This window comes from Salmonella sp. 741265073_HBA, assembly GCF_046569105.1.
Classification (GTDB): Bacteria; Pseudomonadota; Gammaproteobacteria; order Enterobacterales; family Enterobacteriaceae; genus Salmonella; species Salmonella enterica.
In genome coordinates, this window is sequence record NZ_JBKFRY010000017.1 from 61,086 (window position 1) to 74,084 (window position 12,999).

Here is a 12,999-nt window from a genome sequence, read left to right on the forward strand (position 1 = left end):
AACCTGCCGTTTAGCGTTTCAGTCCTAAGCGTTCGCCCTGATAACTGCCATCCTGCACGGGTTTCCACCAGGCCTCATTGGCGAGATACCACTGAACAGTTTTTCGCATCCCGCTTTCGAAGGTTTCCTGCGGCGTCCAGCCCAGCTCGCGGGCGATTTTCGACGCGTCGATGGCATAACGTAAGTCATGGCCGGGTCGATCGTCGACGAAGGTAATCAGATCGTGATAATTCGCCACCCCCTGCGGTTTTTGCGGGGCCAGTTCCTCCAGCAGAGCGCAAATCGTCCTGACCACATCCAGATTTTTACGTTCGTTATGACCGCCGATATTATACGTTTCGCCCACCGCACCGTTCGTCACCACGTGATACAACGCACGGGCATGATCCTCTACATACAGCCAGTCGCGAATTTGCTGGCCGTTGCCATAGACCGGCAATGGTTTACCCGCCAGCGCGTTCAAAATCATCAGCGGGATCAGTTTTTCCGGGAAATGATAGGGCCCGTAGTTATTAGAGCAGTTGGTGACAAGCGTAGGCAGACCGTAGGTACGTAACCAGGCGCGTACCAGATGGTCGCTGCTGGCTTTGGAGGCGGAATAAGGGCTGCTTGGCGCATATGGCGTGGTTTCGGTGAAGAAATCGTCTGCAGTATGCAGATCGCCATACACTTCATCGGTGGAGATATGGTGGAAGCGGAACGCCGCTTTAGCGTCCGCGTCAAGCGCGGACCAGTAAGCGCGAGCGGCTTCCAGCAAGGTGTAAGTACCAACGATATTCGTTTCAATAAACGCCGCCGGGCCGTCGATGGAACGGTCTACATGGCTTTCCGCCGCCAGGTGCATCACGCTATCGGGCTGGTACTGCTGGAAAACTCGCTCCAGTGATGCCCGATCGCAGATATCCACCTTCTCAAAGGCGAAACGGTCGCTTTGCGCCACCGATGCCAGAGACATCAGGTTGCCCGCATAGGTGAGTTTATCCACCACCACCACCGCGTCTGCCGTTTCATGGATGATATGCCGCACCACCGCAGATCCGATAAAGCCTGCGCCGCCGGTCACCAGAATCCGTTTCATCAGCGCCAGACTCCTTTGGTATCAACCACATAACGTTGATGAACCGCATCGCCGGGAATCGCTTTAAATTCGTCGTGATCGACCAGCATCACCAGCACATCGGCGGCGGCCAGCGCCGCGTCCAGTTTCGCCAGCGTGCAAAGTCCGTCCAATTTTTTCGGCAACTGATGGATATTCGGTTCGACGACCAGGGTTTCGCCGCTGTGCCAGCGGGCGATACTTTGCGCGATCCCCATCGCCGGGCTTTCGCGCAGATCGTCGATATTCGGCTTAAAGGCCAGCCCAAAACAGGCGATTTTCACTTCGCTGGCGCGTTTATCGGTGGCCGCCAGGCAATCTGCGACCGCGGCTTTTACCTGATCGACTACCCAGTGCGGTTTGCCGTCGTTCACTTCACGCGCGGTGCGAATCAGTCTCGCCTGCTGCGGATTTTGCGCCACAATAAACCACGGATCGACCGCAATGCAGTGCCCGCCAACGCCTGGGCCCGGCTGCAAAATATTGACGCGCGGATGGCGGTTCGCCAGGCGGATCAATTCCCAGACGTTAATCCCCTGTTCGGCGCAAATCAGCGACAATTCATTCGCAAAGGCGATATTCACATCACGGAAGCTATTTTCCGTCAGCTTGCACATCTCTGCGGTGCGCGAGTTGGTGACAACGCATTCGCCCTCAAGGAAAATTTTGTACAGCGCGCTGGCGCGAGCCGAACATACTGGCGTCATACCGCCAATCACGCGGTCATTTTTAATGAGTTCCACCATCACCTGACCCGGCAGCACGCGCTCTGGACAATAGGCGATATTCACGTCGGCCTGCTCGCCCGCCTGCTGGGGAAAGGTCAGATCCGGACGCATCCCGGCCAGCCAGCCAGCCATTTGCTCCGTTGCGCCGACCGGCGATGTTGATTCCAGAATCACCAGTGCCCCTTTTTTTAATACCGGCGCAATGGATTTCGCCGCGGCTTCCACATAGGCCATGTCAGGGTCGTGATCGCCTTTGAATGGCGTAGGCACGGCAATCAGGTACGCATCGGCCTCGACAGGTGTCGTCGTCGCACGCAGAAAGCCGCCTTCCACCGCCATCTTCACCACATTGCCCAACGCCGGCTCCACGATGTGAATCTCACCGCGATTTATGGTGTCTACCGCATGTTGATTGATATCCACGCCGATAACCTGCTTCTGGCGGGAAGCAAAAGCGGCCGCAGTCGGTAATCCGATATACCCCAGCCCAATAACAGAAATGGTCGTAAAACTCATAACGATACCCGATAACTTTTTAACGCCTGTAAAATGCGCGCGCATGATTGCCCGTCACCATAAGGATTATGGGCGCGGCTCATGGTTTGATATTCATTTTCGTCGTGCAGCAGACGCATAACTTCCGCCACAATGCGCCGGGAGTCCGTGCCGATCAGTCTTACCGTACCAGCGGTAATGGCTTCCGGACGCTCTGTGGTTTCACGCATGACCAATACCGGCTTACCTAATGACGGCGCTTCTTCCTGAATACCGCCGGAATCGGTCAGAATGAGCCAGGCGTGATTCATCAGCCAGACAAAAGGTAAGTAGTCCTGCGGCTCAATCAGTACCACGTTTTCAACATGGCCGAGGATACGGTTGACAGGTTCGCTGACGTTGGGATTGAGATGCACCGGATAGACAATTTGCACATTCTGGTTCGCGGCGGCGATTTCTGCCAGCGCCTGGCAGATATGCTCAAAGCCCTGACCAAAGCTTTCACGCCGATGACCGGTCACCAAAATCATCTTCTTATTCACATTGAGGAAAGGATACTGCTCGGCCAGTTCAGCCTGTAATGTATCGCTCGCCAGAACGCGATCGCGTACCCAGATCAGCGCATCAATAACGGTATTGCCAGTGACAAAAATGCGCTCATCCGGAATGTTCTCCCGCAACAGATTCTGCCGCGAGTTTTCCGTCGGCGCAAAGTGGTACATCGCCAGATGTCCGGTCAGCGTGCGGTTTGCCTCTTCCGGCCAGGGGGAATAGAGATCGCCGGTTCGCAACCCGGCTTCTACGTGCCCTACCGGAATTCGTTGATAGAAAGCCGCCAGGCTGGTAGCAATCGTAGTGGTGGTATCGCCATGAACCAGCACCACATCAGGTTTAAAATCTGCCAGGATCGGCTTTAATCCCTCCAGAATTCGGCAGGTAATTTCCGTCAACCCCTGTCCCGGCCGCATAATGTTGAGATCGAAATCAGGCACAATAGAAAAAAGAGTTAATACCTGATCAAGCATCTCCCGATGCTGCGCAGTAACGCATACTTTGGCCTCGAAATGAGGATCTTTTTCCAGCGCATGGACCAGAGGCGCCATCTTAATGGCCTCCGGTCGTGTACCAAATACAGTCAGTACTTTCACATCGATTCTCTTCGAATAGACAGTAGGGGCCCAGCCCCCTACTGCAGAGGTGTTGCTAAATCGTGCGGCGACGGGTTAAGGCAACGCCCGCACCGATTAGCGCCCCAACGATACCCCACATAATCATCAGGAAGGCTCGGCGTGGGCTATCACGTTTTACCGGTTCTTCCGGCGTACGCAAATAACGATAGGTCTGAAAACGAGGGTCCAGGGTCGGCCCCACATTAAGCGTATTCAACATTGCCCGATTTTGAAAGTAGTCCAAATCGAACGCAGGGCCAACCGCTTGCAGATTTTCAAGACGCGCCTGCAACATAGGGCGACCGAGTAAAAAAAGCTCTGAGTCCGGTAATTCATCCGCCGGGACATCCGTCGCGCTACGAGAAATATTATGTTGTTCCGCAATTTTGAGCGCCTGCTCAATACTGTTTACACGACGTGAATAGATCGCTTTCGCAACCTCTTCCTGCCGTTTGACCTGCGCTTTCATCTGCACGGTACGCGCAGCCCAGGCGCCTTTTAATTCATCATTCAGATGGCTCGCCGCCCGCTGGCTGGCGAATGCGACATACTGACGCAGCAGATTATTGGCGTCCGGCGCAGTTTCAGCAATCAGCTTCACGTTGTCGTTGATGGCGCGTGTAAAATCGCCGGGCGTAAACTGTATGTTATTGATAAGTTCATCAAGCATCGCCGCATCAGCTTTGCTATTCCCGACCATTCGCTGCTTGTAATAGTCCGTCTGTAACCAGAAATCGCGACGCGTATCCCAGGAGGCAAGTTGCATGATGAACTCTTTATACGCTTCATCCATCACCGAGGGCTTATCGGAAGAAGCAGGATCGGTCTTAATATCCAGGTTGCGCAGAAACTGCTGCTGGGAGTAATAACCGCCCAACATATTTACGGTTGGGCGATCGGTGATCGCCGTCGCACTCCACTCCTGACGAGCAAAAAAGGTATAGGCTAACGCGATAAGGGCAAATAGCAGGCCAATGCCGATAATCCAGAATTTGCCAGCCCATAAAGTACGAAACAACCCGCGAATATCCAGTTCATTTTCAGCGCTCACCGCGCGTGCCCCCGGTAATGGTTGTGTCATCGTATCCTCATTTACTTGGTTAAGTTTGGCCGGTTCTTACGGTGTCTGCGCAGGCGACGCTTCACACGCTTAATAAATCTCGCCACCTTCCAGGCCCGCTTAATGCAGTAGCCATAGAGGAAGAATGCTAGCAAAAAGAGCACCAACATAACCCATTCAGGAACAAAATGAGAATATTCTGCCGTTACGCCTACTCCCGCCAGAATCGCCGCTGCGAGCGTAATAAGAACAAATGCCTGGCGGGAAGTAAACCCTGCTCGCATAACCAAATGATGAATATGTTGGCGATCAGGGGAAAAGGGGCTCATCCCTTTACGCAGACGGCGATACATAATCGCCACCATATCCATCAATGGAATAGCGATAATCCATAGCGCGGTAACCGGGCTGATAGAGTGAGTTTTCCCCTGCGTCGTTTCCAGTAAAAGCCAGATGACGGTAAAGCCAATCAGTGTACTACCGGCATCGCCCATAAAGACTTTATAACGCCGCCCCAAAATACCGAGATTAAGCATAATGTAAGGCAGAATCGCGGCGATCATGGCAAAGCACCACATTGCCAGACTAGTCTGACCATCAAACCATAAAATCAGCCCCATCGCCGCAAATGAGACGCTGGATAACCCACCCAGCAGGCCGTCAATACCGTCCACCATATTGAAAGCGTTGATCGCCGCCCATACCGCAAACAGGGTAAGGAAATAGCCAAAGGGGCCAAGCACTAACTCCCAAGGCCCAAAGATGTAACCAAGGCTACCTAAGTGAAGTTTTGCGATAACCATCATTACAACCGCAATAACAGCCTGAACCACAGCACGAATTTTTACACTGATATCAAAACGGTCATCCATCGCACCAACAAAAACCAATACACCAGCGCAAATAAGATATAGCGATAAGTGCGGTATGTAGTAATCCGAGAGGCCAAACATAAAGCAGATTCCTGCAAACACAGAAATCCCGCCGACTAATGGGATAACACCCTGATGTCGTTTACGAAAGTTTGGTTTATCCACTAAACCAATTTTTATGGCTACTTTTCGCGCAAGAAAAATAAAAATGGTCGTGAATAAAAAAATACTGATTAGCTCAGATAAAGCGGTGAGTAACTTCACAGTGTATGTGCTCTCAGCATATATCATTTCCTTAAAGTATAATGCGTTACGCCAGCTCCTAGAAGAGACCTGTTAGAACATTACACTTTTTACCGCAAACAATGTGTATTGTGCATGGTGTTACTCTGTAGCGCATATCCCGATGACCAGTTTATATGACATGACGCTAAGATGAATCGCAAAACAAAAACGCCACGTAAAAACGTGGCGTTTTCAGGTAAAGACCAGGTTATGAGCGCTTCATCATCTCGAAAAAGTCGTCATTAGTTTTGGTCATCGCCAGTTTGTTAATGAGGAATTCCATCGCGTCAATTTCACCCATCGGATGGATGATTTTACGCAGGATCCACATTTTCTGCAGCTCTTCCTGAGTGGTGAGCAGCTCTTCTTTACGGGTACCGGAACGGTTGTAGTCGATAGCCGGGAAGACACGTTTTTCAGCGATCTTACGCGAAAGATGCAGCTCCATGTTACCGGTGCCTTTAAACTCTTCGTAGATAACTTCGTCCATCTTGGAACCGGTATCGATAAGCGCGGTAGCGATGATGGTCAGACTGCCGCCCTCTTCCACGTTACGCGCCGCGCCGAAGAAACGCTTCGGACGATGCAGGGCGTTAGCGTCCACACCACCGGTCAATACTTTACCGGAAGCCGGCACCACGGTGTTGTAGGCACGCGCCAGACGGGTGATGGAGTCGAGCAGAATGATAACGTCTTTCTTGTGTTCAACCAGACGTTTCGCCTTCTCGATAACCATTTCAGCAACCTGAACGTGGCGGGATGCCGGTTCGTCAAAGGTAGAAGCAACCACTTCGCCTTTCACCAGACGCTGCATCTCGGTTACTTCTTCCGGACGTTCGTCAATCAGCAGCACCATCAGCACGCAGTCTGGGTGGTTATACGCGATGCTCTGCGCGATGTTCTGCAGCAGCATGGTTTTACCCGCCTTCGGCGGCGCGACAATCAGACCGCGCTGGCCGCGACCGATCGGCGAAGCCAGATCCAGAACGCGTGCCGTTAAGTCTTCGGTAGAACCGTTACCACGCTCCATACGCAGACGAGAGTTTGCGTGCAGCGGGGTTAAGTTCTCAAAGAGGATTTTGTTACGGGCGTTTTCCGGTTTGTCGTAGTTAACTTCGTTAACTTTCAACAGCGCAAAATAGCGTTCACCTTCTTTCGGCGGGCGAATCTTACCAGAAATGGTATCACCAGTGCGGAGGTTGAAACGGCGGATTTGGCTGGGGGAAACGTAGATATCATCAGGACCGGCGAGGTAGGAGCTGTCTGCAGAACGGAGGAAACCAAATCCATCCTGCAATATCTCCAGCACACCGTCGCCAAAGATATCTTCGCCACTCTTTGCGTGCTGCTTCAGGATGGCAAAAATAATGTCCTGCTTGCGCATACGGGCCAGGTTTTCCAGCCCCATACTTTCGCCGAGAGTGATCAGCTCAGAAACCGGCGTATTCTTTAATTCGGTAAGATTCATAATGGTGTGAGTTCTTAAACTTGGGGTAAATCTCGAACTTAATGTTGTGAATGGTATGGCAGGGTCATCCATGCCTGTTTACGGCTATCAACTCATGTCTGTTCGCTGTCTGGTCACAGGAAAGTACGCAGAACTGAAACGACAAGACGGAATGAGCGAAGAGCCAGGAATCTTTCCACTTCTCGTGCGAGAAAAAACGGGAAGTGACGGATAAAACCAGATTCAAACTTAATAAGGTATGTTTAATTCGAAGTCAATACTAACTTAGCACGACTCAGACCGGGCGTCCAGAGATCCTGACAATTTAAGAATAACGTAAGGACAACAGACGCCACGAAACTGCCTGATACCTTAATCATTCGTCGAATGACAGACGCCTGACCATACAGCGCCTTTGTCATTCGACGTATAAAAGGTATTACGCCAGATTGGCGTCGAGAAACTCTTTCAACTGACCTTTAGACAGTGCGCCTACTTTGGTTGCCGCCACTTCGCCGTTTTTAAACAGCAGCAGAGTCGGAATACCGCGGATGCCATATTTAGGCGCAGTACCTGGGTTCTGGTCAATGTTCAGTTTGGCAACGGTCAATTTGCCCTGATATTCGTCAGCGATTTCATCCAGAATCGGAGCGATCATTTTACACGGCCCGCACCACTCTGCCCAGAAATCAACGAGGATAGCCCCGTCCGCTTTGAGTACATCCGTGTCAAAACTGTCGTCAGTCAGGTGAATAATTTTATCGCTCATATATAACTCCACAGGAATAAGCCTGGCGTGTTGGTGTAGCATTAACCAACGAGGTGCTGATGTTAACTTCGCCAACAAAGGTTGACTTTATTTCACCGGATACGCTTTCGTAAAGCAATAGTAAGCTGATATTCTACCACACTATGAGCAAAACACATTTAACAGAACAGAAGTTTTCCGACTTCGCCCTGCACCCACAGGTGGTTGAAGCCCTTGAAAAAAAAGGGTTTTATAATTGTACGCCCATTCAGGCACTGGCCCTTCCGCTAACGCTGGCGGGTCGTGACGTTGCAGGGCAGGCGCAAACCGGTACCGGGAAAACGATGGCGTTTCTGACGTCAACGTTTCATTATTTACTTTCTCATCCCGCGATCGACGATCGCAAGGTGAACCAGCCGCGCGCGCTGATCATGGCGCCGACGCGTGAATTAGCCGTACAAATTCACGCAGACGCGGAGCCGTTGGCGCAAGCGACAGGCTTAAAATTAGGCCTGGCTTACGGCGGCGATGGTTACGACAAGCAGCTTAAAGTGCTGGAAAGCGGCGTTGATATTCTTATTGGTACGACGGGCCGACTGATCGACTACGCCAAACAAAATCACATTAACCTCGGCGCCATTCAGGTCGTCGTACTCGACGAAGCCGATCGCATGTACGATTTGGGCTTTATTAAAGATATCCGCTGGCTGTTCCGTCGTATGCCGCCGGCTGCGCAGCGTCTGAACATGTTGTTCTCCGCCACCCTGTCTTATCGGGTTCGCGAGCTGGCGTTTGAACAGATGAACAACGCCGAATATGTTGAAGTGGAACCGGAGCAAAAGACCGGCCACCGCATTAAAGAAGAGCTTTTCTACCCCTCTAATGAAGAGAAAATGCGTTTACTGCAAACGCTGATCGAAGAAGAGTGGCCGGATCGCGCCATTATTTTCGCCAACACCAAGCATCGTTGCGAAGATATCTGGGGACATCTGGCGGCAGATGGCCATCGTGTTGGTCTGCTGACCGGCGACGTCGCGCAGAAAAAGCGCCTGCGGATTCTGGATGAGTTCACCCGCGGCGATCTGGATATTCTTGTGGCGACCGATGTCGCGGCGCGCGGGTTGCATATCCCCGCCGTAACGCACGTCTTTAACTACGATCTGCCAGACGATTGTGAAGACTATGTTCACCGTATCGGTCGTACCGGTCGCGCTGGCGCCAGTGGTCATTCCATCAGCCTGGCTTGCGAAGAGTATGCGCTGAATCTGCCCGCCATTGAGAGCTATATCGGCCACTCGATTCCGGTCAGCAAATACAATCCGGAAGCGCTCATGAACGATCTACCCAAGCCGTTGCGCCTGACGCGTTCGCGTCCTGGCAATGGTCCGCGCCGCGCTGGTGTTCCGCGTAATCGTCGTCGTTCAGGTTAAGAAAAGTTATGCCATACACAAAATCATTTAGCCTGTATCAAGGCGGCAAGAAAACAAATCCCGATGAGCTTAGGAAGAGTACGCAGCCAACACGGATACAGGTTGAAGGATGAAGTGTATGAATTCCACCTCGTTGTATGCCGCTATTGATCTCGGTTCCAATAGTTTTCATATGCTGGTCGTGCGCGAGGCGGCGGGAAGCATCCAAACGCTGACCCGAATAAAACGCAAGGTGCGTCTGGCCGCGGGTCTGAACAACGACAACCACCTTTCAGCCGAAGCGATGGAACGCGGCTGGCAATGCCTGCGTCTGTTTGCTGAACGTTTGCAGGATATCCCGCAGCCGCAAATCCGCGTGGTTGCCACCGCAACATTGCGTCTCGCCGTCAATGCAGGTGAATTTATCGCGAAAGCGCAGACTATCCTTGGTTGTCCGGTGCAGGTTATCAGCGGCGAAGAAGAGGCGCGGCTGATTTATCAGGGGGTCGCTCATACCACCGGCGGCGCAGATCAGCGACTGGTGGTGGATATCGGCGGCGCCAGCACTGAACTGGTTACCGGCACTGGCGCGCAAACCACGTCGCTGTTTAGCCTGTCGATGGGCTGCGTAACGTGGCTTGAACGCTATTTTAGCGATCGTAATCTGGCGCAAGAAAACTTTGATGATGCGGAGAAGGCCGCGCGCGATGTACTGCGTCCGGTCGCCGATGAACTGCGTTTTCATGGCTGGAAGGTCTGCGTGGGTGCCTCCGGCACCGTACAGGCATTGCAGGAAATCATGATGGCGCAGGGGATGGACGAGCGCATTACGCTTGCCAAACTGCAGCAGCTAAAACAACGTGCGATACAGTGCGGGCGTCTGGAAGAGCTGGAAATCGAGGGCCTGACGCTGGAGCGCGCGCTGGTTTTCCCAAGCGGGCTGGCTATTCTGATCGCGATATTTACCGAACTGAACATCCAGAGCATGACGCTGGCAGGCGGCGCGTTACGCGAAGGGCTGGTGTATGGGATGTTGCATCTGGCGGTAGATCAGGATATCCGCAGCCGCACGCTGCGAAACATTCAGCGTCGGTTTATCGTCGATACCGATCAGGCGAACCGCGTAGCGAAGCTGGCAGATAACTTCCTCAAACAGGTAGAAAATGCCTGGCATATTGAGCCTATCAGTCGTGAACTGTTGCTTAGCGCTTGCCAGTTGCATGAGATCGGTCTGAGCGTTGATTTTAAACAGGCGCCCTATCATGCCGCCTATTTAGTACGCCATTTGGATCTGCCTGGCTATACGCCCGCGCAGAAAAAGTTGCTCGCCACCCTCTTACTGAATCAGACCAATCCGGTCGATCTCTCTTCGCTTCATCAGCAAAACGCGGTACCGCCCCGTGTTGCGGAACAGCTATGCCGTTTGCTGCGCCTGGCGATTCTTTTTGCCGGTCGCCGTCGTGACGATCTGGTACCAGAAATTACGCTACAGGCGCTAAATGAAAATCTGACGTTAACCTTGCCTGGCGACTGGCTGGCGCATCACCCGCTGGGTAAAGAGTTGATTGATCAGGAAAGCCAGTGGCAAAGCTATGTACACTGGCCGCTGGACGTTCGCTAACCGTAGTTTGATTGCCGGATGACGCTTCGCTTATCCGGCCTACGATTTCGCTCGCTTTGCCGCCATCATGGCTTTCAGATTAGCCAGGTGACTTTGCCCTTTTTGCATTCGCTCCTCAGCGCTTACCACTTTGCGCTCCTGCTCCCAGATTAAATCATCCTGCGGCAGTTCTAACAGGAAGCGGCTGGGTTCCGGGCGCACCAGTTCCCCATACTGACGGCGCTCTTTACATAATGTAAAGGTGAGCTCTTTCTGCGCGCGAGTGATCCCGACATAGGCCAGCCGACGCTCTTCCTCAATATTATCCTCGTCAATACTGCTTTGATGCGGCAAAAATCCTTCTTCCATTCCCACCATATAGACATACGGGAATTCCAGTCCTTTCGACGCATGAAGCGTCATCAACTGTACCTGATCCAGCTCTTCTTCGCTCTCGCCGCGCTCCATCATATCGCGCAGCGTAAAGCGTGTAACCACCTGGGTCAGCGTCATCGGCTCATCAAGTTCGTTGCCTTCCAGCATCTCAGTCATCCAGCTAAAGAGCTGGTTAACGTTTTTCATACGCATTTCCGCCGCTTTGGGGCTCGGCGAGGTTTCGTACAACCAGGATTCATAGTCAATACCGTGGATGAGATCGCGCACGGCGGCGACAGGCTCGCGTTCGGCCAGACGCTGGATTTCCCCCAGCCAGTGGGTAAAACGCGTCAATGAATCGTAACCACGTCCGCTCAGCTTTTGGCTAAGTCCCATATCAAAGCTGGCGGTAAACAGGCTTTTATTACGCGTCATTGCCCATTCACCCAGTTTTTGCAGAGTGGCCGGACCGATTTCGCGTTTTGGCGTATTCACGATGCGCAGGAAAGCGCTGTCATCATCCGGGTTGGTCAACACCCGCAGGTAGGCCAGCAGGTCTTTAATCTCCGGACGGGAGAAGAATGAGGTGCCGCCGGAAATTTTGTACGGAATGCGGTTCTGCATGAGGAATTTTTCAAATACCCGCGACTGATGATTTCCGCGATACAGAATGGCGTAATCCTTATACTGGGTCTTGTTCACAAAGTGATGGGCAATCAGTTCGCCGGTAACGCGCTCAGCTTCATGCTCTTCATTGTTTGCGCTTAACACTTTGAGTTCCGCGCCGTAACCGAGCTCGGAAAAGAGGCGCTTTTCAAAAACGTGCGGATTGTTGGCGATGAGAATATTCGCCGCTTTCAGGATGCGGCCCGAAGAACGATAGTTTTGCTCCAGTTTAATCACCTGCAGCGCCGGAAAGTCCTGGCTCAGTAACACCAGGTTTTGCGGACGCGCCCCGCGCCAGGAGTAGATAGACTGATCGTCATCGCCTACGACCGTAAAGCGCGCGCGTTGCCCGACCAGCAGCTTAACCAACTCATACTGGCTGGTGTTAGTATCCTGATATTCATCCACCAGCAGATAACGAATTTTATTCTGCCAGCGCTCGCGCACCTCATCATTGCGTTGCAGCAGCAGCGTCGGCAGCAAAATCAAATCATCAAAATCGAGAACGTTGCATGCCTTCATATGGGCGTCATAAAGCCCGTAGCAGTGAGCAAAAATACGATCGCGTTCACCTTTCGCCCCGGCCGCCGCCTGCGCAGGCGTTTTGAGATCGTTTTTCCAGTTGGAGATCGTGGAGATCAGCTGTTGCAACAGAACCTTGTCGTCTTCGATCAGGCCTTCGGTCAGCTCTTTGAGCAAGGCGACCTGGTCGGTATCGTCAAACAATGAAAAGTTCGATTTCATCCCCAGCGCAGCGTACTCGCGCTTAATAATATCCAGCCCTAGCGTATGAAAGGTGGAGATCATCAAACCGCGCGCTTCCTTACGGCCGAGCGTCTGCCCGACGCGTTCTTTCATCTCACGCGCGGCCTTGTTGGTAAACGTCACCGCCGCAATATGCCGGGCCTGATAGCCGCATCCGCGGATCAGGTGGGCGATTTTATTGGTAATTACGCGAGTTTTACCAGAACCCGCTCCTGCCAGCACCAGGCAGGGTCCGGTGACGAATTCGACAGCGTGTTGTTGGCCGGGATTTAAACGCATGGGAA

General features: G+C 52.6%; 11 protein-coding genes. 2 read left to right on the top strand and 9 right to left on the bottom strand.

All coding sequences use genetic code 11. The features are described from left to right. Positions 1-10: 10 nt before the first annotated feature. From rffG to trxA, 8 genes are all read right to left on the bottom strand, one after another. Positions 11-1,078 carry a dTDP-glucose 4,6-dehydratase gene (gene rffG, locus ACLD3P_RS19355; RefSeq protein ID WP_000822143.1) on the bottom strand — a complete coding sequence of 356 codons (1,068 nt, stop codon included), beginning with the start codon at positions 1,076-1,078 and terminating at the stop codon, positions 11-13. Continuing rightward, positions 1,078-2,340 (bottom strand): UDP-N-acetyl-D-mannosamine dehydrogenase, encoded by a 1,263-nt coding sequence (gene wecC, locus ACLD3P_RS19360; protein WP_000011233.1) that lies wholly within the window; start codon positions 2,338-2,340, stop codon positions 1,078-1,080. Before wecC ends, rffG begins: the two co-directional genes overlap by 1 nt. Then, entirely contained in the window at positions 2,337-3,467 is a 1,131-nt protein-coding gene (gene wecB / locus ACLD3P_RS19365) for a non-hydrolyzing UDP-N-acetylglucosamine 2-epimerase (protein WP_080177152.1), read from the bottom strand. Before wecB ends, wecC begins: the two co-directional genes overlap by 4 nt. Before the next feature lie 55 nt (positions 3,468-3,522). Next, positions 3,523-4,569, bottom strand: a complete 1,047-nt coding sequence (gene wzzE, locus ACLD3P_RS19370) for an ECA polysaccharide chain length modulation protein (RefSeq protein ID WP_000193413.1) — start codon at positions 4,567-4,569, stop codon at positions 3,523-3,525. Between the two features lie 11 nt (positions 4,570-4,580). Next, positions 4,581-5,684 carry a UDP-N-acetylglucosamine--undecaprenyl-phosphate N-acetylglucosaminephosphotransferase gene (gene wecA, locus ACLD3P_RS19375; RefSeq protein WP_131046860.1) on the bottom strand — a complete coding sequence of 368 codons (1,104 nt, stop codon included), beginning with the start codon at positions 5,682-5,684 and terminating at the stop codon, positions 4,581-4,583. 229 nt (positions 5,685-5,913) lie between these two features. Then, on the bottom strand, positions 5,914-7,173 hold the full coding sequence (gene rho, locus ACLD3P_RS19380; RefSeq protein ID WP_001054532.1) for a transcription termination factor Rho: 1,260 nt from the start codon (positions 7,171-7,173) through the stop codon (positions 5,914-5,916). A gap of 87 nt (positions 7,174-7,260) precedes the next feature. Continuing rightward, positions 7,261-7,344: a rho operon leader peptide gene (locus ACLD3P_RS19385; protein WP_134820045.1), complete on the bottom strand. Its 84-nt coding sequence runs from the start codon at positions 7,342-7,344 to the stop codon at positions 7,261-7,263. Between the two features lie 247 nt (positions 7,345-7,591). Next, positions 7,592-7,921, bottom strand: a complete 330-nt coding sequence (gene trxA / locus ACLD3P_RS19390) for a thioredoxin TrxA (protein WP_001280776.1) — start codon at positions 7,919-7,921, stop codon at positions 7,592-7,594. Between the two features lie 143 nt (positions 7,922-8,064). On the opposite strand from trxA, the gene rhlB reads away from it, so the two are divergent. Further along, a complete protein-coding gene (gene rhlB, locus ACLD3P_RS19395) occupies positions 8,065-9,330 on the top strand; it encodes an ATP-dependent RNA helicase RhlB (RefSeq protein WP_411006569.1) in 1,266 nt (421 codons plus the stop codon). Between the two features lie 118 nt (positions 9,331-9,448). Beyond that, positions 9,449-10,930 carry a guanosine-5'-triphosphate,3'-diphosphate diphosphatase gene (gene gppA, locus ACLD3P_RS19400; protein WP_001089447.1) on the top strand — a complete coding sequence of 494 codons (1,482 nt, stop codon included), beginning with the start codon at positions 9,449-9,451 and terminating at the stop codon, positions 10,928-10,930. A 39-nt stretch (positions 10,931-10,969) separates the two neighbouring features. On the opposite strand, the gene rep is transcribed toward gppA, so the two are convergent. Continuing rightward, entirely contained in the window at positions 10,970-12,994 is a 2,025-nt protein-coding gene (rep, locus tag ACLD3P_RS19405; protein WP_316970819.1) for a DNA helicase Rep, read from the bottom strand. Between the last annotated feature and the right edge of the window lie 5 nt (positions 12,995-12,999).

Coding starts and splice junctions, on each gene's coding strand:
- rffG (WP_000822143.1), bottom strand. CDS start 1,078: ATGAAACGGATTCTGGTGACCGGCGGCGCAGGCTTTATCGGATCTGCG.
- wecC (WP_000011233.1), bottom strand. CDS start 2,340: ATGAGTTTTACGACCATTTCTGTTATTGGGCTGGGGTATATCGGATTA.
- wzzE (WP_000193413.1), bottom strand. CDS start 4,569: ATGACACAACCATTACCGGGGGCACGCGCGGTGAGCGCTGAAAATGAA.
- rho (WP_001054532.1), bottom strand. CDS start 7,173: ATGAATCTTACCGAATTAAAGAATACGCCGGTTTCTGAGCTGATCACT.
- trxA (WP_001280776.1), bottom strand. CDS start 7,921: ATGAGCGATAAAATTATTCACCTGACTGACGACAGTTTTGACACGGAT.
- rhlB (WP_411006569.1), top strand. CDS start 8,065: ATGAGCAAAACACATTTAACAGAACAGAAGTTTTCCGACTTCGCCCTG.
- gppA (WP_001089447.1), top strand. CDS start 9,449: ATGAATTCCACCTCGTTGTATGCCGCTATTGATCTCGGTTCCAATAGT.
- rep (WP_316970819.1), bottom strand. CDS start 12,994: ATGCGTTTAAATCCCGGCCAACAACACGCTGTCGAATTCGTCACCGGA.